This window comes from Vibrio sp. MMG023 (assembly GCF_021654215.1).
GTDB lineage: Bacteria > Pseudomonadota > Gammaproteobacteria > Enterobacterales > Vibrionaceae > Vibrio > Vibrio jasicida.
In genome coordinates, this window is record NZ_JAKFZP010000002.1 from 229,140 (window position 1) to 254,828 (window position 25,689).

23 protein-coding genes are annotated in these 25,689 nt (G+C 46.3%); 14 read left to right on the plus strand and 9 right to left on the minus strand.

Annotated features, from left to right (window positions below; genetic code table 11):
• Positions 1-94: 94 nt before the first annotated feature.
• The 10 genes from dsrO (at position 95) to L1076_RS06180 (ending at position 12,420) form a co-directional block, all read left to right on the plus strand.
• Positions 95-862 carry a sulfate reduction electron transfer complex DsrMKJOP subunit DsrO gene (gene dsrO / locus L1076_RS06135; protein ID WP_009706991.1) on the plus strand — a complete coding sequence of 256 codons (768 nt, stop codon included), beginning with the start codon at positions 95-97 and terminating at the stop codon, positions 860-862.
• Positions 859-1,956, plus strand: coding sequence for an NrfD/PsrC family molybdoenzyme membrane anchor subunit (gene nrfD, locus L1076_RS06140; RefSeq protein WP_237303376.1), 1,098 nt, complete (start codon positions 859-861; stop codon positions 1,954-1,956). Before dsrO ends, nrfD begins: the two co-directional genes overlap by 4 nt.
• Positions 1,957-1,973: 17 nt before the next feature.
• The gene (locus tag L1076_RS06145; protein ID WP_237303377.1) at positions 1,974-5,066 is read left to right on the plus strand and encodes a tetrathionate reductase subunit A; all 3,093 of its coding nucleotides are present in this window, start codon (positions 1,974-1,976) and stop codon (positions 5,064-5,066) included.
• A gap of 176 nt (positions 5,067-5,242) precedes the next feature.
• Positions 5,243-5,866: a c-type cytochrome gene (locus L1076_RS06150; protein ID WP_045405752.1), complete on the plus strand. Its 624-nt coding sequence runs from the start codon at positions 5,243-5,245 to the stop codon at positions 5,864-5,866.
• Positions 5,863-6,924, plus strand: a complete 1,062-nt coding sequence (locus L1076_RS06155) for a c-type cytochrome (protein ID WP_045405751.1) — start codon at positions 5,863-5,865, stop codon at positions 6,922-6,924. Before L1076_RS06150 ends, L1076_RS06155 begins: the two co-directional genes overlap by 4 nt.
• 150 nt (positions 6,925-7,074) lie before the next feature.
• Positions 7,075-8,079: a substrate-binding domain-containing protein gene (locus L1076_RS06160; protein WP_237303547.1), complete on the plus strand. Its 1,005-nt coding sequence runs from the start codon at positions 7,075-7,077 to the stop codon at positions 8,077-8,079.
• Between the two features lie 133 nt (positions 8,080-8,212).
• A complete protein-coding gene (locus L1076_RS06165; RefSeq protein WP_038880656.1) occupies positions 8,213-9,544 on the plus strand; it encodes a paraquat-inducible protein A in 1,332 nt (443 codons plus the stop codon).
• Positions 9,537-11,183: an intermembrane transport protein PqiB gene (gene pqiB / locus L1076_RS06170; RefSeq protein ID WP_237303378.1), complete on the plus strand. Its 1,647-nt coding sequence runs from the start codon at positions 9,537-9,539 to the stop codon at positions 11,181-11,183. Before L1076_RS06165 ends, pqiB begins: the two co-directional genes overlap by 8 nt.
• Positions 11,183-11,752, plus strand: coding sequence for an ABC-type transport auxiliary lipoprotein family protein (locus L1076_RS06175; protein WP_237303379.1), 570 nt, complete (start codon positions 11,183-11,185; stop codon positions 11,750-11,752). Before pqiB ends, L1076_RS06175 begins: the two co-directional genes overlap by 1 nt.
• Before the next feature lie 95 nt (positions 11,753-11,847).
• Entirely contained in the window at positions 11,848-12,420 is a 573-nt protein-coding gene (locus L1076_RS06180; protein ID WP_237303380.1) for a TetR/AcrR family transcriptional regulator, read from the plus strand.
• A 118-nt stretch (positions 12,421-12,538) separates the two neighbouring features.
• On the opposite strand, the gene L1076_RS06185 is transcribed toward L1076_RS06180, so the two are convergent.
• Positions 12,539-14,041, minus strand: coding sequence for an arylsulfatase (locus L1076_RS06185; protein ID WP_104035580.1), 1,503 nt, complete (start codon positions 14,039-14,041; stop codon positions 12,539-12,541).
• A 9-nt stretch (positions 14,042-14,050) separates the two neighbouring features.
• Positions 14,051-14,437 (minus strand): DUF4345 domain-containing protein, encoded by a 387-nt coding sequence (locus L1076_RS06190; protein WP_042604029.1) that lies wholly within the window; start codon positions 14,435-14,437, stop codon positions 14,051-14,053.
• Positions 14,438-14,877: 440 nt separating this feature from the next.
• Between L1076_RS06190 and L1076_RS06195 the strand changes: the two genes are divergently transcribed.
• The 3 genes from L1076_RS06195 to L1076_RS06205 all read left to right on the plus strand — a co-directional run bounded on the left by L1076_RS06195 (position 14,878) and on the right by L1076_RS06205 (position 16,619).
• Positions 14,878-15,657: a hypothetical protein gene (locus tag L1076_RS06195; protein ID WP_237303381.1), complete on the plus strand. Its 780-nt coding sequence runs from the start codon at positions 14,878-14,880 to the stop codon at positions 15,655-15,657.
• An 82-nt stretch (positions 15,658-15,739) separates the two neighbouring features.
• Positions 15,740-16,222, plus strand: a complete 483-nt coding sequence (locus L1076_RS06200) for an SRPBCC domain-containing protein (RefSeq protein WP_054756739.1) — start codon at positions 15,740-15,742, stop codon at positions 16,220-16,222.
• A 157-nt stretch (positions 16,223-16,379) separates the two neighbouring features.
• Entirely contained in the window at positions 16,380-16,619 is a 240-nt protein-coding gene (locus L1076_RS06205; protein ID WP_042604030.1) for a hypothetical protein, read from the plus strand.
• A gap of 69 nt (positions 16,620-16,688) precedes the next feature.
• Here L1076_RS06205 and L1076_RS06210 read toward each other — a convergent pair whose 3' ends face one another.
• From L1076_RS06210 to cmk, 7 genes are all read right to left on the minus strand, one after another.
• Positions 16,689-18,536 carry an extracellular solute-binding protein gene (locus tag L1076_RS06210; RefSeq protein WP_039977033.1) on the minus strand — a complete coding sequence of 616 codons (1,848 nt, stop codon included), beginning with the start codon at positions 18,534-18,536 and terminating at the stop codon, positions 16,689-16,691.
• Between the two features lie 428 nt (positions 18,537-18,964).
• The gene (pyrF, locus tag L1076_RS06215) at positions 18,965-19,666 is read right to left on the minus strand and encodes an orotidine-5'-phosphate decarboxylase (RefSeq protein WP_237303382.1); all 702 of its coding nucleotides are present in this window, start codon (positions 19,664-19,666) and stop codon (positions 18,965-18,967) included.
• A gap of 83 nt (positions 19,667-19,749) precedes the next feature.
• Positions 19,750-20,925: a lipopolysaccharide assembly protein LapB gene (lapB, locus tag L1076_RS06220; protein WP_005431114.1), complete on the minus strand. Its 1,176-nt coding sequence runs from the start codon at positions 20,923-20,925 to the stop codon at positions 19,750-19,752.
• 18 nt (positions 20,926-20,943) lie between these two features.
• Positions 20,944-21,237: a lipopolysaccharide assembly protein LapA domain-containing protein gene (locus L1076_RS06225; RefSeq protein WP_038869494.1), complete on the minus strand. Its 294-nt coding sequence runs from the start codon at positions 21,235-21,237 to the stop codon at positions 20,944-20,946.
• A gap of 140 nt (positions 21,238-21,377) precedes the next feature.
• Positions 21,378-21,662 (minus strand): integration host factor subunit beta, encoded by a 285-nt coding sequence (gene ihfB, locus L1076_RS06230; protein WP_038869491.1) that lies wholly within the window; start codon positions 21,660-21,662, stop codon positions 21,378-21,380.
• A gap of 213 nt (positions 21,663-21,875) precedes the next feature.
• The gene (rpsA, locus tag L1076_RS06235; RefSeq protein ID WP_005533588.1) at positions 21,876-23,546 is read right to left on the minus strand and encodes a 30S ribosomal protein S1; all 1,671 of its coding nucleotides are present in this window, start codon (positions 23,544-23,546) and stop codon (positions 21,876-21,878) included.
• Between the two features lie 110 nt (positions 23,547-23,656).
• A complete protein-coding gene (gene cmk / locus L1076_RS06240; RefSeq protein WP_038881643.1) occupies positions 23,657-24,337 on the minus strand; it encodes a (d)CMP kinase in 681 nt (226 codons plus the stop codon).
• A gap of 293 nt (positions 24,338-24,630) precedes the next feature.
• On the opposite strand from cmk, the gene L1076_RS06245 reads away from it, so the two are divergent.
• Entirely contained in the window at positions 24,631-25,674 is a 1,044-nt protein-coding gene (locus L1076_RS06245; protein WP_237303383.1) for a polysaccharide lyase family 7 protein, read from the plus strand.
• Positions 25,675-25,689: the final 15 nt, after the last annotated feature.

The window sequence follows — 25,689 nt, forward strand, 5'->3', positions numbered from 1 at the left end:
ACTTTGCTCTCGGTATGTGGAAATCCACTATATCGGCAAACGGCTGCAATTCTGACAATGAAAACAAGCTCTAATCAATCTTAGCAGGTGAGTTATGGATTCCACCAAACGCCGTTTTCTCAGTGCCGTTACCGCAGGCGCTGCGCTGATTCCGATCGCCGGAATTGGCACAGCCACAGCAGGCACGGTGATCAGAAACAACAATGAACCAGACCGTAAAGGCCAAGTCGGTAAACGCTACGCCATGGTTGTCGACTTGCGTAAATGCGTTGGCTGTCAAGCTTGTACTGTCGGTTGCAGCATCGAGAACCAAGCCCCTATTGGCCAGTTCCGGACCACAGTAAAACAGTATGAAGTCACCCTCGATGATGGCTCAACCGCGACGGAAGAAGTGAAGTCTTTCATGCTGCCGCGCTTGTGTAACCACTGTGATAACCCGCCGTGTGTGGCCGTTTGTCCAGTGCAAGCCACCTTCCAACGAGAAGACGGCATCGTGATGGTCGATAACAGTCGCTGTGTGGCGTGTGCTTACTGCGTTCAAGCCTGCCCTTACGATGCGCGCTTCATCAACGAAGAGACCCTAACTGCGGACAAATGTACTTTCTGCGCACATCGCCTTGAAGAAGGTTTGCTGCCAGCTTGTGTGGAAACGTGCGTCGGTGGTGCTCGCGTGATTGGTGACATCAACGATCCGAATAGCGAAGTTCGCCGCCTGATGACAGAGCACCAAGACGACATCAAGGTGCTTAAACCAAACGAAGACACCAAACCTCACGTGTTCTACATCGGCATGAATGAACGCTTCACTCAACACATTGAAGGTCAGCCTGCGATTTACGATCCACAAGGAGAAAAAGCATGAACATAACCGAAGTGCTCGTACAGCCTCAGGCCATCGCTTGGCTTCCGTGGGCAGTGCAATATTTCTTCTACATCGGCTCAGCTTATGCGGCGGCTATTTTGTTCTTAATCGCGCTGTTGTTTGAATCTCACACCAGCCATCGTCTGCGCGCTGCATTGGTGCTGACTCTGGCGATTGGCGCAATCGTTGGCCCGCTCGCGTTAACAGGCGATCTCCACCAGCCGGGACGCGCGTGGCATTTCTACGCACACCTAACGCCATGGTCTTGGATGTCATTAGGTTCGTTATTCTTACCTCTGTTCTCCGGCTTGGCAGTGGCAACGGCATGGCTATATCTGCGTAATGATTTGATCAACCTTGAAAACCAACCGGGTAAGGTATTTCCGCTACTTGCGAAGCTCTCGCTAGGTCGTTGGAAAACCAACCGTAAGCTGATGATGACAGCGTCGATTGTGACGGTCCTATCTGGCCTCACCATCGCGCTATACACTGGCGCAGAGATTGCGATCGTGAAATCTCGTTCGTTGTGGCATCAACCTGCATCACCTGTGCTTTGGTTTGTGACTGCGTTTATTGGCGCGGTCGGCTTTACCTTACTTATTTGGCTTTTGATTCCATCGAAGTCGGACCGCCTGACCTTCGGAGATACTCGTTTACTGCGTCAGACGACCGCAATTAGCGGCGCATTATCGTTGCTGTTGATTCCTATCTGGGCTTCGAACAATGCCAGCTCATCCCTTTACGCTTCCCCATTATGGGTACAGCACATCGCATTACTAACGTCTTTGCTGCTGGGTAGCGTGCTGCTTGCACTGTTTACACTGCGTGATACTAATCGTCACTTCATTCGAGTGTTATTCATGTCTGGGATGGCACTGACCACAGCATGGACGGTTCGTTGGATCACCATGATGGAAGTACAAACCATCGCTAAGTTTGATGTTGGCCCATATCCATATGACTTGCCAATTGGCAGTAATGGTCTACTCGGCATCATCGGCATGTTTGGACTATGGATTGCGCTGGCATTACTTGGTTCCGAACTGATTCAACCAAAGCGTGAATCTACATCTTCAACCCTAACTCAACACTGATCTAAGAGGATTTCATTATGGATAACAAACGCCGTCAGTTTTTGAAATCTGGCCTTGCAGTGGGAGGGCTTGGTGCCTTTGCTGCGGGCTACGCAACCACCACCAAACACATGGTAGAAGGTGCTATTCATGGTACTGCGGGTGAGAAAACCCGTGATATTCACCACGGCAACTCACTTGAGCCCGAATACAAGGTGAACGACAAGGGCAACTTAATCCCGAATCCGAATCAGCGTGTTGCGCCATCAATGTGTTTTGGTTGTTGGAGTCTATGTGGTTTGCGCGTTCGTATCGACAATCGTAACGACGAGATCCTGCGCATTTCGGGCAACCCATACCATCCGTTATCACATCAGCAACACATTCCATTTGAGACGCCTATAAAAGACGCTTACTTGAGCTTGGCGGGTGAAAACGGTTTAGAGGGCCGTTCCACAGCGTGTGCTCGCGGTAACGGCATGATGGAAATTCGTAATAGCCCTTATCGTATAACCCAACCACTGAAGCGTGTGGGCAAACGTGGTGAAGGTAAATGGGAACCGATCAGCTACGAGCAGTTGGTGGACGAAGTCGTCAACGGTGGTGATCTATTTGGCGAAGGTCATGTTGAAGGTTTGAAAGACATTCGTGACCTAACGACGCCCGTTGATCCGCAAAACCCTGAATACGGCCCAAAAGCCAACCAACTGTTGATGACCAACGCCGGTAACGAAGGCCGTGACGACATTTTCAAACGTTTTGCTTTTAACAGCTTTGGTACGCGGAACTTCGGTCATCATGGTTCTTACTGTGGCTACGCTTTCCGCGCAGGCAGCGGCGCGTTCATGAACGATCTGGATAAGAACGCCCACTTAAAGCCAGACTTCGACAATGCCGAATACGTTATTTTCATTGGCATGTCACCAGCACAAGCGGGTAACCCATTCAAACGTCAGGCTCGTCAGCTAGCCAAAGCACGTACCGAAGGCAAACTGGAATACACCATTATCACGCCGAGCTTGCCAGCAGGTTCATCCAGCCTTGCCGCGGGTGATAATAACCATTGGATGCCTATCAAGCCGGGCACCGATTCTGCCTTGGTTCTTGGCATGATTCAGTGGATCATCGCCAACGAACGCTACAACAAAACCTTCCTTGCGCAGCCAGGAGCAACGGCGATGCAAAGAGCGGGCACGGCACATTGGTGTAATGCCACTCACCTTGTGATCAGCGATGAATCCCACCCACGCTACGGGCACTTCTTACGTGCATCGGAAATGGGTATGCCATTTGAAGGGGAAGCACTGTCAGAGACAGATCCATACGTGATTGTCGATGCGCAAAGCGGTGAGTTGAGCGTACACAAGCAGGCAGGTGAAGCATCGTTGTTTGTCGACCAAGATGTAGAGCTGGCATCTGGTGTCGTTCGCGTTAAGTCATCATTGCAACGTTTGAAAGAAGAAGCGTTTAAATACGATCTGGACTTCTACAGCGAGCAATGTGAGATCCCTGTGGATCAAATCATCGCGCTAGCAAAACGCTTTACCAGTCATGGCACTAAAGCGGTGGTTGATACTCACGGCGGCAACATGCACACCAACGGCTTCTACAACGCCTTCACCATCATGATGCTTAATGCTCTGATTGGTAACATCAACATGAAAGGCGGCGCAATGGCGAAAGCGGGTGGTTATCCGACATCTGCGGCAGGCCCTCGCTATGACTTCACTCAATTTGAAGGCAAAGTGGGACCAAAAGGCGTGTTCCTTTCGCGCAGCAAATTCCCTTACCAGAAAACCAGCGAATACAAACGTCGCGTGGAGGCGGGAGAATCCCCTTACCCGACTCGTGCACCTTGGTATCCGTTTGCAGCGCCTTTGCTTACCGAGCATCTATCGGCGGCGATCGATGGTTATCCATACCGAGTGAAAGCGTGGATCAACCATATGGCAAACCCAATCTATGGCGTGCCGGGTTTAAAAACGCTGCTTGAAGACAAGCTAAAAGATCCAAAGCAGCTCGGTTTGATTGTTTCTGTCGATGCCTTCATCAACGAGACAACGGCACTATCGGACTACATCGTGCCAGATACCGTCACTTACGAAAGCTGGGGCATGGCATCACCTTGGCATGATGTTCCAGTGAAAGCAGTGACTGCTCGCTGGCCAATCGTGGAAGCTCGCACAGAAAAAACCGCCGATGGTCGCAGTATTTGTCTCGAGAACTTCCTGATTGATATCGCCAAAAAGATGCAACTGGGCGGCTTTGGTGACAACGCCATCAAAGACACGCAAGGTCGTTTACACGGTATTCACTCTGCTGAAGACTTCTATCTTCGCTCAGCAGCCAACCTTGCCTACGTGAAAGGTGGCGTTCCGGAAGTGAGTGCAGAAGACATTGCTTGGTCTGGTCTTGAGCGTCTATTGCCAAGCATGCAAAAAGCACTAACACCAGATGAGATGAAGCGCGTGGCATACATTTTTGCTCGTGGTGGTCGCTTTGAAAACGCTACAGAAGCCTACAAAGGCGAGCAAATGAAGTACAAGTGGACGCGTCCAGTCGCGATTTGGAACGAGCGTGTTGGCAGCGCAAGAAACACCATGACAGGCGAGTTCTACAGTGGCTGTCCGACTTGGCATCCACAAAAGCTCGCAGATGGCACACCACTTGAGACTCAGTACCCGAAAGCCGAGTGGCCATTCAGCCTGACCAACTTTAAATCGAACATTCACAGCGCAGTATCCAACTTATCACCACGCTTAAACTCGATTAAAGGTGTTAACCCTGTCTATATCCATCCAACGGATGCCGCTGCGGTTGGCATTCAAACTGGCGACCATTTCGTGATTGAAACACCGGGAGCCAGCACTACCGCACTTGCAATGGTCATGTCTGGTATTCGCCAAGGGGCGCTCGGTTTTGAACATGGCTTTGGCCACACAGAGCTAGGTCAGCGTGCGCACTGGATTGGTGATAAACAACAACCAGTGAAAACCAGCGGCAATGATGGCGTCAACATCAACGACGTCGGTTTGATTGACCCTACTCGTGAAGGTAAAGGCGTGATGTTGGATTGGGTGGTTGGTGCAGCGGCACGTCAATCTCTGCCAGCGAAGATTCGCAAAGCGTAGCGGATTCAGCCACCATTCATTTGTTAGGCTTCTTCCCTTTTAGGGTGGAAGCCTTTTTTATTTCTGCAGCAAGCCGCAATGCCTCTCCACAAGATTTATGTGGATTTCCACAATAGCCACAACTAATAACAATACTCACAATAATGCGCTCAAATAATAATCAAATGTGAGTCAGCATGTTTCGTAACTTATCTTTGGCTGCGCTTTGCTTGAGTGCCGCCTCTTTCGCAGCTTATTCTGCCCCACTCCCCGAACACGGTGAGATCTGTACCGGATGCCATGGTGTCGACGGTAAAGGCCAAGCAGGTATCGCACCTATGCTTGCCGGACTGAATGCCGACTATATGGAAAGTCAGCTCGAACTCTTCTCGAACGACAAGCGCCACAATGTCATCATGAAAGGCATGGCCGATGAACTGAGTGACCCAACACTTCGTGCAGAAGTTCTGCAATATTTTGCTCAATTGCCGACTTGGGAATTTACCGACCTTGAGCAGCGCGGTGATCAAGCGGATATCAGTAATCCTTATCGAAAATTGGTTTATCAAGGAGACTGGGATAGAAACATTCCCGCTTGTTCAACTTGCCACGGCGCAAGTGGTATGGGCGTAGATAAATTTCCCCGTCTTGCGAGCCAACAAGCCGATTACTTACAAAACCAACTTCATGCTTGGAAGAACGGCACACGTAGCGGTGATCCGCTCAATATGATGGGCAGCATTGCGAAAAAGCTCACCGATAAAGAAATCGAAAACTTGTCTTACTACTTCGCTTCTTTGCGTTATGAGGAGTCGAAATGAAACTGATTTACTCTCTGCTGCTTGCAAGCATCTCTACCCTCGCACACGCCAGTGATGCCGCAAACAATGAACTGCCAGACAGCCAAACAGAACTACCAGCGGTACAAAAACACGCTGATACGCAATATCTTAAACCCCGTGATTTGAGCACCATCGAAAACGACGAGTTTGGTCAGAAAGTGAAATACGGCTACTCACTGTTTGTGAACTCGCAGCAAATGCGTGGACGTTATGTGGGTAACGAGCAAAACTGTGTGAATTGCCATATGGAAGCCGGACGTAAAGCCAACGCAGCACCACTTTGGGCGGCTTATATGGCCTACCCTGCTTATCGTAAAAAGAACGACAAAGTAAACAGTTACGCCGACCGCATTCAAGGCTGTTTCACCTATTCGATGAATGGTAAGCCACCAGCAAAAGACTCAAAAGAACTAGAGGCGCTCAGCGCTTATGCCTACTGGTTAGCAATGGGAGGCTTATTAGACCAATACGGTATGCAAGATGAGCCAGTTCCTGCCATCAGTACTGAGCAATTATTGACGGGCGGTAAGGCGGAAGATTTCCCGTTGCCAGAAAAAATCGCTAACGCCTTACCTACGAAGAAACGTGGCAACCTCGCAGGCCGTGGCTATCCAAAAATTGACAATCCAGAGCTTGAGCCTTCACCAGAGCGTGGTGCGCAAGTTTACGTTGATAACTGCGCGGCCTGTCATGGCGAAAGTGGTCAAGGCATTCACGATGAAAACGATCGCTCTTACATTCCACCTTTGTGGGGTGAATACGCTTACAACTGGGGCGCTGGCATGCACCGCATTAACACCGCGGCTTACTTCATCTATGAGAACATGCCTTTGGGCAAAAGCGTTCAATTGAGTAAGCAAGATGCATGGGATGTCGCGGCTTATATCAATAGCCACGAAAGACCACAGGATCCTCGCTACAAAGGTGATTTGCAAGCAAACGCAGCGAAGTACCACAACCACCAAGGGTACTACGGTAAAGAAGTGAATGGTCATGTTTTAGGCAGTAAAGCCTTCCCACCAACTACGGTAGATTAAGGCGTAACTTCAATTCGACTAAAAGCGTGTTCACCTGAGCACGCTTTTTTGTTTTAAAACCTTGATACACCGCCACTATTCTCAATTGGGTGTTTGAGTTCATCCGCTGTGCATTGTTAAATGAAGCAAATTTCAGATCCTGAGTTCCCTATGGCCACCATCAAAGACGTCGCAAAAGAAGCTGGCGTATCCATTGCAACCGCATCTCGCGTCATCAATGACGCCCCACACACCAGTGAATCCGCGATTGTCGCCGTCAAAGAAGCAATGAAGAAACTAGGCTATCGCCCGAACGCCAATGCGCGCGCACTGGTCAGTAAATCGTCCAACGCGATTGGGGTATTGGTGAACGACGTTTCTGCGCCCTTTTTTGGCACCATGGTCAAAGCCATCGACACCATTGCCAGTGAGCAAGAGAAACAGCTTCTGATTGGCAGTGGCTATCATGATGCCGTGAAAGAGCGCAACGCGATCAACTTGCTGATCAACAGCCGCTGTGAATCTTTGGTCGTGCATAGCAAAGGCATGACAGATGACGAGTTAGCCACGCTCGCCAATGAAATTCCGGGCATGGTGTTGATCAACCGTATCGTGCCAGACATCGCTTCACGCTGTATTGCGTTGGATAACCGAAAAGGCTCTTACATTGCCACTGAGCATTTGATTCGCAATGGACACGAACACATCGGCTATATCTGCTCAGGTCATGATATTGAAGATGCACGCGATCGCCGCGACGGCTATCTTGATGCTCTGCGAGATAACGGCATCAAGATTCGTGAGGAATACATCGAGTACGGCGAGCCAGATGAAACCGGTGGCGAGCAAGCTATGGTGAACTTGATGGCGAAGAACACGCCCATCACTGCTGTTGCTACCTACAACGACTACATGGCAGCGGGCTGCATGACCTTGCTGCAAGAAAACGGCATCCGTATTCCTGAAGACATGTCTGTGGTTGGATTCGATGATGGTCATATCGCGCGCTATATCTACCCTCGCCTAACGACCATTCGTTACCCAATTCAAGTCATGGCAAACGAGGCGGTGAAGCTCTCACTTCAGTTGGTCAATAACGAAGAAACAGAGCGTACGGAACACAAATTATTCATGCCAATTCTGGTCAGACGCTCTTCCGTTGGCAGCATCAAATAAAGCTCAAACCGGCCTGTGTGGCTGGTTTTTTCTTTTAAACAGGTAAGAAGCTTGTAAAACATTCCCGCAAAAACAAGCGCATATCTTGAAAAAGGGTTATTCTTAGTGATTAAAAGTACGAAATAATAACTGAATGAGCATTCAACCCAATTCACGTCAATTAGTCTCCTGTGAGGAGTGCGGCTTGGTCGTTCGTATCCCAGATATCGAGCAAGGTCAAAAAGCGCAGTGTCCTCGTTGCGAACATTCGCTTACCAAAGTGAACGCGAAACCGTATCAAAGCGTCATTGCTGTATCGGTGGCTTGCTTGATCACCTTAGTTTTAAGTGTCTCATTCCCGTTTATGTCATTCAGTGTTCAAGGCTTATCTCAAGAGATTACCTTGATGCATGCCGCTAAGATGCTAGCCGAGTTTCATAACGCATTGCTAGGGGCTTTGCTTCTGGCGACCGTCGTGGTGCTGCCCGCAATCTACGTCGGATTAATTCTGTTTTTACACCTTGAAGCCTTGAAGTCACTCAAGCATCCATTAGGTAAGAAGCAGATTCGGATGGCGAAAACCCTATGCCGGATCTTATTCCGTGTTGAACCATGGTTGATGGTCGATGTGTTCCTGATCGGTGTCTTAGTGAGCTTAATTAAAATCGCCTCACTGGCTGAGATTGGCATGGGTAGTTCGTTTTGGGCATTCTGTGTTTACACCGTGCTGGTCGTGAAATGTATTTCAATGGTCGATAAGAGCTGGCTGTGGGGACACTTCATTCCTGCGATTGAACTGCCAAATGTGAAAGAAGGTGATACGCACCACAATGAAAACCACATTGGTTGTCACACCTGTCATCAACTCAACCCTATTGAAGACAAAAAACATCAAAAGTGTCTTCGTTGTGATAGCCCAATACACAAATACAACCCTACAGACAGCATGCAGAAAGCATGGGCCTTACTTTTTGCGGCAATCATTTTCTACATTCCCGCGAACCTTTATCCAATGATGTACACAGTGAGCCTCGGTCATTCCGAAGGCTCGACCATCATGGAAGGTGTGGTTCTTCTGTGGCAACTGGGCTCCTACCCTATTGCAGCGGTTATCTTCTTCGCCAGTGTGTTTATCCCAATGGCAAAAATGTTGGCACTCGCTTGGCTGTATTTCAACGCTCAAAAAGCACAATACTTGCCTCCTGAAGAAAGTATTTCACGCTTGAAAATCTACCGAATTACAGAATTTATCGGTCGTTGGTCGATGATTGATATTTTTGTTGTCGCTATTCTGGTTGCGCTCGTGCAGTTGCAAAACCTAATGGCGATTTACCCTGGTCCAGCAGCGCTTTCATTTGCTGCTGTGGTCATACTCACCATGCTCTCTGCAATGATTTTTGACTCGCGTTTGTTGTGGCAATTACCACAAAACGAAGCGCAGGAGCCAATGACTAATAACTTAAATGAGAAAGCCAAATATGAGTGATGAGAACAAGGCAACCGCTCAAATAAAACCGCAAAAGCAGGTCTCTGCGATTTGGATCATTCCGATCCTTGCGTTAGCGATGGGAGCGTGGATGCTGTTCCAATACATCAACAGCACAGGGCCAGAGATCACACTGAAATTACCAACAGCAGAAGGTATTGAAGTCGGTAAAACAGAGATCAAAGCACTGAACGTAAAAGTTGGCGTGGTTACTGACGTTAAACTCAGCGAAGACTATGACCACATCATCGCTACAGCACAAATGAACAAAGACGCGAAACGCATGCTGCGTGAAGACTCCATGTTCTGGGTCGTTAAGCCTCGTATTGGTCGTGAGGGCGTGTCAGGTTTAGAAACCCTGTTATCTGGTGCCTATATTCAACTTCAACCAGGCAATTCTCAGGTCGAAAAAGAGCATTTTGATGTTCTCGATGTGCCACCTGTCGCTTCCCCTGACGCAGAAGGTCTACGCATTGTATTGACACACCGCGAAGCCGGAAAACTTGGTGTTGGTGACCCAGTGATCTACAAAGGCTTTACCGTGGGTCGAGTTGAAACCACTAGTTTCGATGTCGACACTCGCCGCGCTTTGTACCAACTGTTTATCTTCAAGCCATATGACAGCCTTGTGCGTACCAAAACTCATTTTTGGTTGAGCTCAGGTGTCGATTTGCAGCTTAATGCGGAAGGCTTTGAGGTGAAGTTCGGTTCACTAGAAAGCATGATTACGGGCGGCGTAACCTTCGATACCCTGCCAGGAATGGGCGCAGGAGATGAGCTTAAAGAAGACATGACACACTTCCGTTTGTTCGATGATGTTAAACAAGTGCGCGAAGGCATGTACGATGAATACATTCAGTTTGTGATGATGTTTGAAGAGTCTGTTCGTGGTCTGAAAGCTAAAGCACCGGTTGAATACCGTGGTTTACGCATTGGTACCGTTATCAAAGTGCCTATGCGAATGCCAACGCCAGAAGAAGACTTCTCCGCGAAGAAAATCCCAGTGCTTGTACGTATTGAGCTTGGCCGAGTTTATGAAAATTTACCATCAAGCCAACTGCCAAGGTTCAAAGAGAAGCTAAAAGAAGAGTTTGCCAAAGGTCTTCGCGGTACGCTGAAAACAGGTAACTTGTTAACGGGTGCGCTGTATATCGATGCGGATTTCTATCCTGATGATGAACCTTACGTGCCGAGCCAATTTGAAGATTTAGATGTCTTCCCAACCAAACAAGGTGGCTTTGCTCAGGTTCAACGCCAAGTGAATGACTTCCTAACCAAGCTAAACAACTTACCAATGGAAGACACGTTGAACTCACTGAACAAGACGTTGAAGAACTCGGAAAAAACGCTTGCTTCAGCAGAGCGTGTTGCGAGCAGTGTGGATCGTCTCCTCAACCAAGAAGACACCAAAGCGATTCCAGCCGACATTCGTAAGAGCCTAGAACAGCTGCAAAGAACATTAGATGGCTACGGTCCGAACTCCACCATGTACAGTGAAATGGAGTCGACGCTGAAAGAGCTAGAACAAGTAATGACTGAGTTCAAACCAGTCCTTAAGCAGTTGAACGAAAAACCAAATTCATTGGTATTTGGCGAAGATGAAGTCAACGACCCAATCCCAGTTAGAGGACAAAAATAATGAAACGCGGACTTTTATTGATTTCTGCCCTTCTGGCAGGTTGCAGTAGCGCTCCTGAAGACACAGGCGCTTTGTATGTCTTACCGGAAGCAAGCTCAGCAAAGGTAAGCGACACCATGATTGCACAACGCCCACAACTTGTAGTTCGCCCAGTTGAATTGGCAAGCTACCTTGCCGACAGTGGTATTGTGTATCGCGCTTCAGAGACCCAGATCATCCAAGCGAAGCACAATCAGTGGGCACACAGTATCTCTGAGCAAATCACGACGCGTGTAATCGACGAACTGCGTAGCAAGCAAAGCCAATACTGGCCGGTAGAAGTGAATAACCTGCTCGACCAGAGTGACGAAAGCAAGCTTCAATTGTCGTTAAGTAAGTTCAATGGCAGTTATGAAGGCAACGCTGAAATCGAAGGTGAATGGATCCTTGTTGATGCTAACGGCAAAGTGAAGACCAGTGCACCGGTCAAAATCAGCATGCCTTTACAAGATGAAGGCTACGATGCGCTTGTCGATGCACTATCGGTAGGTTTGAACAACCTGACAGATCAAATCGCCGCTCAGCTATAACACTCCTCGCCCATTCAGTTCTCTGAGTGGGCGACTTTTTCTCCCCTTGTTTTCCCGATACACTGTAACCCTGCCCTTTTAGTGAGTGATAAAGAATGAAAGACATGCGACAAGCGTTGCTCGATGCCGGATTGCATCTGATCAATGAACACGGCTTTGCTGGTGTGGGTTTAATGAAGATCATTAACGAAGCAGAAGGCACTAAAGGGTCGTTTTATCACTACTTCAAATCAAAAGAACACTTTGGTGCGATTTTGCTGCACGACTACTTTGAAACGCACCTTGAGCGTCTCGAACGCTTTTTGAGTGACGAATCCAAAGCGCCAAGCGAACGCGTACAAGCCTACTTTGATGATTGGTGCGTCGTTAAGTTGACCGAAGACTTTCATATTCAATGCTTAGTCGTCAAACTCGCAGGTGAAGTCTCTGGTCACGACACTGAAATGCAAAGTGAAATGGCTGCCGGCACTAAGAAAATGATTGAGAAAATGACGACTTTCTTTGAGCGCAGCAATCAAGAAGGTACGCTTTGTTTGTCTGCACCGGAACAAACAGCAAAAACACTGTTTAGCTTGTGGTTGGGTTATACCTTGCTTGCGGCAATGCAAAAAGATCGCGCAATTTTAGATGATGCGATGCAAACCACCGTTAAGCTTCTCAACGAATAAGCAGAACCTCTCACATACTCGGCAAAACACTGTGCAACACATATATCGAGAGAAACCATCAAGATAAAGACAACAAAGCCAGCATTTCGCTGGCTTTGTGTTTATTAGATGGGTAATGCTAATTCCCGACCCCACCGACGGTTTCTGCAGGTGTTTCTGGTGTCACTGGAGGCCACTTTTTGAAGGTTTCCAAATGCTGCTGAACTGCGGCTTGGGCAGGACCAAAGGCCCACATTTTCTGCCCCATCCATTTTAAGTACATACCGGATTCTTCTTCCGCTCGCTCATAAGGATCTTGGCGTAGGTTGAATAACAGTGGCGCATTCAACTCTTCTTTCGGACCACTCCAACCGTGGTTTTGTACCACAAAATGCGCTTTCCAATCTCCCACACGAACGGCTTGCAGTTTATCACGCTCATAGTAAAAGATTTCATTGCGATTAGATTTGCCGTTGTTGGTTAGCATTTCCATTTGGTTGTAGCCATCAAGGTGCGCTTTGTGGCCTTTGTAACCTTTCAGCATTTGCTGTTTTAAATCAGCAGGGCCACCAGCAGCTTCGACCAACGTCGGTAACAGATCCATCCCATCAAACATACCGTTGCTGACTTTATTAGCTGGGATTTTTTCAGGCCAACTGATCAAGAAAGGGGCTCTAACCCCACCCTCCCATGTTGTGCCTTTCTCACCATGGAATGGCGTCATACCACCGTCTGGCCATGTCATGATCTCAGGCCCATTATCGGCGGTGAAGATCACTATGGTGTTGTCAGCAACGCCGAGCTCTTCAAGCTTCGCAAGCATTTCTCCAACGTGGTCATCGAGGTCTTTCATTACGACCTCTTGCAATCCCCAACCGTTAGTACCAAGCATCGCTTCATATTTTGGAGAGAGATGCGTCCATACATGACCTCTTGATGGGCAGTACCAAGTAAAGAAAGGTTTTTCGGCCTTCACCGCACGCTCAATAAAATCGATCGCACGCTTGTTGACCTCATCGTCAAGAGTACGCATTCGCTCAATGGTGAGAGCGCCATCATCTTTAATCGACTGACCGCCTTTTCCATCGGCTTTTGCATGAATCACATTACGTGGCGCAAACTTCTGGAAAGCTTCATCTTTTGGCCAATCAGGGTCTTCAGTGTATTCCATTGCGTTTAGGTGGTAAAGCCAACCCCAATACTCGTCAAAGCCGTGCATGGTTGGAAGAAACTCATCGCGGTCACCTAAATGGTTTTTTCCAAACTGCCCCGTAACGTAGCCAAGCTCTTTAAGTAACTCAGGTAGAGTTGGAGTATTTTGGTTAAGCCCAACAGGACCACCAGGTAGGCCGACAGTGTGCATACCTGTTCTTACCGGTAATTGCCCAGTTAAAAAAGCAGAACGCCCAGCAGTACAAGATGGCTGGGCGTAATAATCGGTAAGTAACATGCCTTTTTCAGCAATGCTATCGATGTTTGGCGTCTGGCTACTCATCAACCCTCGGTGATAAGCGCTGACGTTAGATACACCAATATCATCAGTAAATATCACGAAGATATTGGGTTGGTCCTGCGCTGCGGTTACAGCGAAGGACGCCAATGAAGCTAATCCTAGCGCTATACGACGAAGTATCCCTTTCATAGATTTTCCTTATGCAGTTTGCTCTTCTTTTCTGATCATCTTCAGCCCCACTAAGCCAAAGCCGAACTCCAAAAATAGATACACGACTAACAACCAATGCGGCATTCCGTCTACTAGCAAACTCAAGAGCCTTCCCATCGCTAAGCCCCACATAAAAATGACCAAGCTATACAGTGCAGGTAGACGATATTTGGTGCTCATCGCCCCCATTACCCAAAACATAGAGAGCGCTAAATACAATCCCATGACCGCTCGGAAAATGTGGCTAACATTCACCGAGGATGCATCAATCCCAAATAAAAATGAGAGCGAGTCAACCGGTGAAAAACCATAAGAAAGTGCAATCGGGGTAAGACCTGCCGCAGCTAAGAGAAGAAAAATACTTTGAATTTTCATGACGTCTCCTGATTCGCTGTTTCACATACAGCGTAGTTAAATTAACAAATTAAACAAGTTGCATAGCTAATGGTTTTTTGAAAGAGGCTTGATGAAGCCTGTGTGTCTTTAAGCAAACATTAATAAAGGCGCCAAAATACACAAACCAGATAGCAGGACGTTTTCGATTTTCATCTGGGATTCTCCGTCAAATATCATTCCATCGACGTTGAATGTTGAACGCATTACCACGTTCTTCGATGGTCAAAGAATACATAATACAAACCGGTCGGTCTAGAGCTATTTACAAAAAAGATCTTAGCTCGATCATAGGGAATCGCTATCACGCTGAATTGAAAAGAAAGTTATCCATAAACCTGAGATTTTGAATTACTGCAATCCATGCTCTACGCTAATTTTGTGCAACTCATTTAATAACGATTACAAACACGGACGTTGATATGGCTAAGATGACCTTCCCTTCTATCGCCCTCATTTCCTCGCTTGCAGTGGCGCCAAACGCAATAGCAGAAGATACGCAATCCCCACCAAGCGACTGGCAACACAGTGTCGAGATCTACATGCTCGCCTTAAATATCAATGGTGATACCACCATGGGTAACTTCTCTTCCAGTCTCGATGTCGATCCAAAGTTCATCATGGATCATCTCGACATTGGCGCTATGGCAAGGCTTGAAGGGGTATATCAAAACAAATGGGGTTACTACATCGATTACAGTTTTATGGACCTCAGTGGTGACGTAAATAACCTGTCAGGTATTCTCCCGAGTGTCAGTTATCGTGCTGATTTGGAAATCCGCCAAGGCGTTCTCGAAGCAAAAGCATTTCAGCGTGAAACCTACTCATTCGGTATGATCGATTACATGTTTGGCTTACGTTGGTGGGATAACGACATCAAGGGCAAGGTTTACCGCAACGATAACCGTATTCTGGTGGATAGACTCAACATCAAAGAAGACTGGGTTGATTTTCTAATGGGTGTTCGATGGATCAATGACCTAACCAAAGATTGGCGCTTTCATGCCAGCTTGGATGCCGGTTTAGGTAAAGACACCAACTTTACCTATGCGACCCAATTTGGTTTGCGTTACCACATTAATGATTGGTCGGACGTTAACCTCGCTTACAAATCCACTTGGGTGGATTACGTAAACGAAGGAACCTTTGAATACGATACCGCCTCGCATGGCTTCTTAATCGGTCTTGGTTTGTACTTTTAATCACTTTAGGGCGAAGTGTTTCGGCACTTCGTACCGGATTCTCCTAAGCTAATAAGAACGAGTGTCATAAGGTGTTGCTTAGATGAACAAATCGGAAGTTATCTGGCCGGATTATTATCATCCCAAACATTCTCATATTCATGTGCGTAGCCAAATCGAAATCCCTGAACCTCCCGAGGTTGTTTGGCAACACTTAGTTCGTGCTCATGAATGGCCTGCGTGGCGAGACGGAAAAACCATGGTTCAGATCCTAAGTGGTGACAGTACATTGTGCAAAAACACCATGTTTCGTTGGAAAGCCTCTTGGCTCGACTTTCATTGTACGGTTGTGGAATACACACAGCATCAGCGCTTGGCTTGGAAAGGGAAAAAAGGCGGCGTTGATATGTATCACGCGTGGGTGTTGGAACCAACCAAAACCGGTTGCAGTATTGTCACCGAAAGCACGCAGCGTGGTGGCATGACTTGGCTTACCAAATACTTTGCACCAAAAAGGTTGAGAAGATACCAGCTCAAATGGCTAGAAGAGTTATGTCGTCAGTCTCATGGTCACTGCGGCAAATAAGCACCAATGCCCCCCGCCTACCGACGGATATGTACAATAAATGCTCCCTCCCTGATCTCAATCATATTTGAGACACATTGCATGAGATACCCTTAGCGAAAACTATAAAACCCAATCATATGACCCCATGGTCAATAGATAAGGCGCTTGAGCAGCAATGTCGATTAACATTTCAGATCTAACCACCGCATTAAGCAAGGTGGAGCACATCCACAAAGTTCAATTGGAAAACGTGCATCAGTTTTTTAAGTCTAACGAAACTTTCTCGGTAAAAGCCTTTAGCCAAATCGTGGCGACGGACTCTATTGATGAACGTTTTAAAGCTATCGACAAAGAATTTGCTTCACTTGGTGACGTTAAGACTTACTTGCTGGAAGCTTCTTACCTAGTAAGCTAAATGCCTCAAGAATAAAAAAGCCCCGACACAATCGAGTTTCGGGGCTTTTTGTTGTTTGCTATCTAACAACTAGTTCGATGACAGCTTGTAACGGTCGTCGATAACCGTCACTTCAGGGAACGATTTGCCCGCCTTCATCGCTTTCTCTGTTTCTTTCTTCACAGACTTATCAATCCAGAAGTTTGAAATATCCATTGGGTGCAAAATCCATTCGGTATTTTTTGTCATCCCATTCTTAGGAATCTTAACCCAACGCCAATGGGCATCACGTGTGTAAGGGACCATGTAACCAGGAACAATGACGTTTGCATCACCGATGTATTTTTGGATCTGACGAGACAAGTCGTAGCGTTTTTGTTGTTCAAACTCATTATCATACGCTTCAATTAGCTTATCTAGCTCTGGGCTGCTGTAGTTTGTATGTGCATTAGTTTGAGGCTTATTCGCATTATCTGAGTGGAAGTATTCCCAGTACGCAGGGATCTCACCAGAGCCCATATTCAAAAATGCTAGTTGGTGCTTCTTCTCCAGAATGTATTTAAACGCCGAAGAACCATCAACAAGGTTTAAGGTAAACTCCAAACCTGCCAACTTCGCTTGCTCTTTTAAGTACGCAATACGTGGAGTGTGTGAGTTGTAACCGTAGGTAATCGCAAAACTCAAACGCTCACCTTTATCATTGACGCGGATACCATCCGAACCAATTTTATCAAAGCCGGCTTTCTCGAAATGTTTTACTGCCTCTGCAGCATCAAACTTCGGTGGTGTGTTGCTTGGATCATCATACTCACCGTGGCCAAAACCAAGACCATGTGGCTTACGAGAGTAGTCACCACGCATTATGTTTGCGATCATACCGTCGTAGTCTGTTGCTGCCATCACACCTTTACGCACTTCTAAGTTGTCTAGCATCGGCATTGCCGTGTTCATCCACAGACCACCCGCCCCCTGAGGCGACTGGTTGAAGCCCCAGTATTTTTGTACATAGCCTTTCTTGTACACTTCACTGTCTGTTTTATCATGCCAGAAGTTAGGTAACACCATCTCGAAGTAGTCTAAATTGCCCTTCTCGAAGTGCTTCATTGCGATGTCTTCATCACGAATCACGGTAATACGAACCTTGTCTACATTGTAACGATTTTTATAGTAACGGTTGTTATAACCCCACCAATCTTCACCAACGTGTTTAAACGTCACGCTCTTACCTTTCTTCACTTTATCAATGTAATAAGGTGCCGCGGTAGGCTCTGATTTGAAGTTGAACTTACGAACAAAGTTGTCCGGCATACCATCTTTGTTTTCATCTTTTTCCCCTTCAAAAAAGTGCTCTGGGCGAGGCTGAAAACCATTACTTGGCATGTTGATCAGAACCATCAAAGCATCTTGGCTCTGTTCCACAGCAAGGTTTACTTGGATGGTGTAGTCATCGATTTTCTCTACGCTTACAATGCTTGTTTTAAAGAAATCGTTGTACCACGGATCAATGATGTCTTCTGACGTGTAGTACTTCATCATAAACACGTAATCATCGGCGGTTATCTTCTCACCATCGGACCATCTTGCCGTCTCATCTAACTTGAAATAAACGGTTTTGTTGTCATCGCCAAATGCCCATTCCTTAGCAAGTTGGGGAATCCATTTACCCGTATCAGGATGGCGCTGAGCGAGTTTAGGAGTGCCATCCATTAAGTATTGGCGAAGACCAGAGTTCGCATCAGGACCAACACTGCGTAACGTTTGAGGGAAGCTTCGAATAAAAGTACGGTATGTTCCACCTCGTACCGCTTCTTCTGAAGCAAACAGAGGCTCATTATTGTTTGAAATCCATTCTACCTCTGCTGGTAGCTCAGCTGCGCTAACTTGAAAGCTGGTTGCCATCAAGGTTGCCAGTGCTGCAAATGGCAGGGTTTTTATCATTGTATTCTTCCTTGTTGTGTTTACGCGGTAAGACTGATGGAGCGACAACAAGTGAATCTCGGAGAGGCTATGCCAAGGCACAGTAAAGGAAATAATAAGCGCTAATACCAAGTGAATTCCTGTCCACTTTACGTATTAATATCAGAGAGTTTCACGAGGTCATCCTAGACCTTACAACGCAGTGAATGCATCAACCTCATAGTATTCGTTACACATTTGTAACGCAACCCATCCATAACACATGCTTGCAATTTCACATCATCACAGCGAGTTATGTTACCAAAGTGTGATCGTAGCAGTCCTATCGCCTAATCTAACACTATCCGGCGATATTCAATTCAAGCTTACACCTCAGATTTTCTGTGTTAAAAAAACAAAAAAGGTGAAGCACTTTCACTTCACCTTTCCATCTTCCATTTCAACAATGTTTACATATTCGCCAAACTTTCGTTGATAGATTTAAGCACAGCCGCTGGATCTGTCGCTTGAGTAATTGGACGGCCAATCACTAAGTAATCAGAGCCTGCTTGAATTGCATCGACTGGCGTCATGATACGGCGTTGATCACCTTGCTCAGAGCCTGCTGGACGAATACCAGGTGTCACTAACTTGAACTCTTTACCTAATTCACTCTTAAGCAAAGAAGACTCTTGCGCTGAACATACCACACCATCAAGGCCAGAGTTTTTAGTCAGCGTAGCTAGACGAATCACTTGCTCTTGAGGCGCAACGTCCAAGCCAATACCAGCAAGGTCGCTTTGCTCCATACTGGTCAATACCGTCACACCAATCAGCAACGGACGGTCTTTACCGTAAGGCTCAAGAATTTCACGTGATGCCGCCATCATGCGTTCACCACCACTCGCGTGCACGTTCACCATCCATACACCCAGTTCAGCCGCAGCGCGAACTGCTTTTGAACACGTATTCGGGATATCGTGAAACTTCAGGTCTAGAAATACAGAGAAACCACGTTGATGAAGCTCACGTACGAAATCAGGACCAAATAGCGTAAACATTTCCTTGCCTACTTTTAGGCGACATGACGCAGGATCAATTCTATCCACAAACGCAAGCGCATCTGCTTGGTTATCATAATCCAGTGCGACAATAACTTTTTGGTCGATCATTTCATCTCCTAACTGTTTTTGGTTCTTATTAAATAAAGGTCAAAAAAATGCAGCGGACAGAAACTCTGCCAGCTGCATTAAAACTATTCACCGTCCAATCCTCGGATTGGCTTGATCGTCCCCCATCCTTTACATGATGGACAATGCCAGTAAAGAGAATGGGTGGAGAAACCACATTTCCTGCATCGGTAATGCGGTTTAACTTTTAACTGTTCACCAACCATCGCTTGTAGCGTCGATAAGCTGTCTTTCGCACGGCCATCTTCTGCTTCAGCAATATGGTAGTCGATAAGGCGGTAGAAGCCTTTCATCGTTGGGTTTTTCAGTAGTTGTTTCGTCAACAGCTCTTGCGCGGCACCAACGCTCTCATGATGCGCGACAAGTTGCGCCAACATTAATTCGGACGATACACCCGCCTTTTTATCGATACAGGCACGTAAGAATTCTACGAGTTCATCTTCCTGACCTAAATGGTGATAACACTCAGCAATCGTTGGTAGGACATCACTAATAAAGTCTTTATCTTGCTCAAGCACGCCTGTCAGGTACTTGATGGTGTGTTTGTAATCTTCTGACTCTAAATACACCCGGCCAAGGGCAATACTCGCACGAACACATTTAGGGTCTTCTGACAGTGCTTTCTTGAAATGTTGAATCGCTTTACTGGTGTTACCATCAGCTTGGTCAAGCATGGCTAACTCGCACCAGAAATGTGCAATGTTGGCACGAATACGAGTGCGCTTCTTACCCATCTTCGCCAACTGGTTTGCGTAATGAATGGCTTTTTCCCACTCACGCGTTTGTTGGTAGATGGTGACAAGTTGCTGAAGTGCACTTTCACGATGGTCTGGCTCTTCCACTAACTGTTCAAAGATTTTTTCTGCACGGTCTAAGAAACCAGAAGCCATGTAATCTTTAGCGAGCTGTTGAAGCGCGAGATTTTTCTGGTCTAGCGTGAGGCCAGAACGAGAAATGAGATTTTGGTGGATTCGAATTGCTCGGTCGACTTCACCACGAGAACGAAAAAGATTACCCAACGCTAGGTGAGTATCTATCGTTTCGTTATCAACTTGGAGCAATTCAATGAAGTGGTCAACCGCCTTATCTGATTGATCAGATAGGAGCAGGTTAAGACCCGTCACATACTGACGGGATATCTGATGAGATTGCTTCTGCTTGTCTTGCTGAGCGCTACGGTGGCCCATGTACCAACCATAGGCGGCGGCTATTGGCAATAACAAGAAGAGTAGTTCAAGCATTAAAGTTAAGCCTTATCCTTATGCCTGTTTTTCTACTGCTGGTTTTGCAGGTTGTTCTGCTTCAGCGGGCTCATACTTTTTAAGTTTCTTTTTCAGACGACGCACTTGCAGTTGAGTTTTGAACTGAATGCTAGCAAAGATAACCCATGCTATGCCAAAACCAACGACAAACACTACACCCAGCAGGGTTGATAAGTGGAACTCACCTTTCGCCAGAAGATAATTAAAGGTTACGATCTCTTGGTTTTGAGAACCTAAAGCCAGTGCAATTAAAAAGAGAGCTAAAACAGCAATGATTTTTATAATTTTCATGTTACATCACCCTTCGAGGAGTAAGTAGGTAAGATTATGCAGTAAAATGTTTCTTCAGACCATGTATATTACCAATAATCTAGTTATAAAAAAGCGGCATACACGAGAGTATGCCGCTTTTTCAAACTAATAAGAGAGCCTTAGCTATCCATATTTACGCGTTCACGAAGCTCTTTGCCTGGTTTGAAGTGAGGAACGTATTTACCCTCTAACTCCACCTTGTCGCCCGTTTTAGGGTTGCGACCTACGCGAGGCTCGCGGTAATGAAGAGAAAAACTACCAAAGCCACGGATCTCAATACGGTCACCGGTCTCTAGTGTAGAGGCCATGTGCTCTAAAATATCTTTTACAGCATCTTCTACCTCTTTCGCTGATAAATGTGTTTGCTCAGCGCAGAGTCTTTCAATCAGTTCAGACTTAGTCATAGTTGCCCTCTTTGAGTATCTTTATCACTCATTATAGTAAGTAATACTAATTCCAACAAACACTTGCTATCAATTCTAGACAATTTTTACACAAAATGTGCAATCAAAAAATGTCTTTTTTTAGCATAGTTTATCAACATTAGTATTACTACTTAGTTTATAGCAAGCATAAAAAAGGAGCCTTGCGGCCCCTTTTTAGCTTAAGCGAGTAAATTATTCGCCTTTAGCAGCTTTGAAAGCGTCAGCCATTGCATTACCAAAAGCAGCTTCGTCTTGCTTGTTGATAGATGCCATTGCTTCTTGCTCATCAGCTTCATCTTTAGCTTTGATAGATAGGTTGATTACGCGGTTCTTACGGTCTACACCTGTGAACTTCGCTTCAACAACATCACCAGCACTTAGGATTAGAGAAGCATCTTCTACGCGATCGCGTGATACTTCAGAAGCACGGATGTAACCTTCAACGCCTTCTGCGATTTCAACTGTAGCGCCTTTAGCGTCAACAGCAGTTACAGTAGCGTTAACTAGAACACCTTTCTTGTTGTCAGCAACGTAAGCATTGAATGGGTCGTTTTCCATTTGCTTAACGCCTAGAGAAATGCGCTCACGCTCAGCGTCTACTGCTAGAACAACTGCAGAGATCTCGTCGCCTTTCTTGTACTCACGTACAGCTTCTTCGCCAGCAACATTCCAAGAAATGTCAGATAGGTGAACTAGACCGTCGATGCCGCCTTCTAGACCGATGAAGATACCGAAGTCAGTGATAGACTTGATCTTACCAGTAACTTTGTCGCCTTTAGCTTGTGCTTCAGCGAATGACTGCCATGGGTTAGCTTTACACTGTTTCAGACCTAGAGAAATACGACGACGTTCTTCGTCGATCTCAAGAACCATAACCTCAACTTCGTCGCCAACATTAACAACTTTAGATGGGTGGATGTTCTTGTTAGTCCAATCCATTTCTGAAACGTGTACTAGACCTTCAACGCCTTCTTCGATTTCAACGAAGCAGCCGTAGTCAGTTAGGTTAGTTACGCGACCAGTTAGTTTGTGACCTTCTGGGTAACGCTTAGCGATTGCTACCCATGGATCTTCGCCTAGTTGCTTAAGACCTAGTGATACGCGAGTACGCTCACGGTCGAACTTAAGAACTTTAACTTGGATCTCGTCACCAACGTTAACGATTTCAGATGGGTGCTTAACGCGCTTCCAAGCCATATCTGTGATATGTAGAAGACCGTCAACGCCACCTAGGTCAACGAACGCACCGTAGTCAGTAAGGTTCTTAACGATACCTTTAACTTCAGAACCTTCTTGTAGAGTTTCTAGAAGCTCGTCACGCTCAACGCTGTTCTCAGATTCGATAACTGCACGACGTGAAACAACTACGTTGTTACGTTTTTGGTCAAGTTTGATAACTTTGAACTCTAGCTCTTTGTTTTCTAGGTGAGCAGTGTCGCGGATTGGACGTACGTCTACTAGAGAGCCAGGAAGGAAAGCACGGATACCGTTTAGTTCAACAGTGAAACCGCCTTTAACTTTACCGTTGATGATACCAACAACAGTTTCAGCTTCTTCGTAAGCTTTCTCAAGAACGATCCAAGCTTCGTGACGCTTAGCTTTCTCACGAGAAAGTTGAGTTTCACCGAAACCATCTTCAACAGCGTCTAGAGCTACGTCTACTTCAGCACCAACTTCAACTTCAAGTTCGCCAGCAGCGTTCTTGAACTGTTCAGCAGGGATAGCAGATTCAGACTTAAGACCAGCGTCAACAAGAACGAAACCGTTCTCGATAGCTACTACAGTACCTTTAACGATGCTGCCTTGTTGGAATTCTGTTTCGTTTAGAAACTCTTCAAAGAGTTGAGCAAAAGATTCAGTCATTTATTTAATCTTCAATAAATTAAACGTCCACGGGTATCCTACCGCATGGGGTTATTAAATTCGCCAGTCATCATCCTTGCGACCAACGCTCTTAGTCTAGCCGAGTGTTATTACTCAGCTAGCTTCGATTCGATATATTGTAGTGCCTTTTCTACTACTTCGTCGATACTCATCGACGTAGAATCTAGCACAAGCGCATCCTCTGCAGGGCGTAGTGGTGCCACTGGGCGGTTACGATCGCGATCGTCACGCTCTTGGATCTCGCTCAAAAGGTCAGCAAATCTAACATCTAACCCTTTCTCTTGCAACTGTTTAAGGCGTCGATTTGCACGCTCTTCTGCGCTCGCATCAAGGAAAATTTTCGCTTGTGCATTCGTGAATACGACCGTACCCATATCACGGCCATCAGCAACCAGACCCGGAGCGGTCTCAAATGCACGCTGACGGCGCAATAATGCTTCACGAACGCGTGGCAGAGCTGCTACTTTAGACGCCGCCATCCCCGTTTCTTCTTTACGAAGCTCACCAGAGACGTCTTCGCCTTCTAGAATCACTTTTACTAGGTCACCTTCAGCAACAAACTGAACGTCTAGATGAGTAGCAAGTGGAACAAGCGCATCTTCTGACTCAGTGTCTACGCCGTGGTGAATCGCTGCGAGTGCAAGTACACGATAAATTGCGCCAGAATCAAGAAGATGAAAGCCCAACTTCTTCGCCAGCAACATACATAAAGTGCCTTTACCTGCACCACTAGGTCCATCTACGGTAACAACCGGAGTTTGAGAGGACATGTTTTTCTCCACGTTGATGTGCGAATTTCGGTGCTTCCACCCAAATTCATTTCATTCTTAATTTTACGGTGCGGGAGTATATACCTAATAGCCTCAGGATACCATTTCTTTGCCCTCTCCCCGGTTCAGAATTTGCCGTTTTCTCTCTTCTGATTTTTTCTCTTTAAAACGCAATACCAAATGGCGGATTTTCTCTAAGTTTCATTTTTCCGACCCGATCACACATTAGTAATACAATATTATTGTATATTAAATCATCTTATCGACGACCCTATAAAAATTGAGAACACCATATGAAGAAATTAGCGCTTACTTTTCTTGCTGCCAGCATTGCCTCTGCGTCTGCTATGGCTGCGACTTCGTCTAATGAATTAGCGAACAAATATGAGCTAGATCCGACAAAGGCTCCAGCTCAAAACTTTGATATGACGAATTGGAAAATTACCTTGCCTGAACTAACTAAAGAAGGTGAACGCAAAGGTAAAGCATTAGAAATAGCCAAAGATGAGCTGGGCAATACAGAAAACCCTTATGTTCACCCTGAGTGGTTCTATACCAACAAAGAAACAGGCGCCGTGGTTTTTGTTGCACCAAATGAAGCACCGACCACTCCTAATAGTAAGAACACCCGTAGTGAACTTCGTGCCATGCTTGCTACGCACTACGGTGAGCCAAAAAACAACTTTGTCGTCGCTTCTCACCCAAATGCTGCTGAGTATGGTGCGATTGGTGGCGAGCTAAACGCGACCCTATCTGTTGACCAAGTAAGTACAAGTGGCAACTACAAAAAGAATGGCGCATTCGCTGTCGTGATTGGCCAAATTCATGGCTCTGACAATGAGCCTTTAAAGATTTCTTACCGAAAACTGCCTGAGCATGAATACGGCTCTCTTTCGTGGAACTACGAGTTAAACCCAACCAAAGAACTTCAAGACGCGAAAGATGAAAATGGTAAGAAACTTCGCCAAGACATCCGCCACAACGTGTTCGGACAATACAACTTACGTAAAGGCGATGCAGACCCACAAGACGGCATCAAACTGGGTGAAATCTTCTCATACAGCGTGAATGTGGAAGGTGACATCATGCACCTGACTTTCACTAAGAACCCTGGTGAGAAAAATGAAGTCACTAAGACATTTGATGTGAATCTAGCAAAAGGCAAATACCAAGGTCATGAAGTAGACCAAGGCTATGGTAACGATTGGATGTATTACAAAGCCGGTGCTTACAACCAATGTAATACGAAGAAAAGCAGTTCAGACTGTGAATGGCGCGGCATGGAAGCGGGTGATTATGCTCAAGCAAGCTTCTATCAATTAGAACTGAAACAATAACGGTTAGAGCTGAAC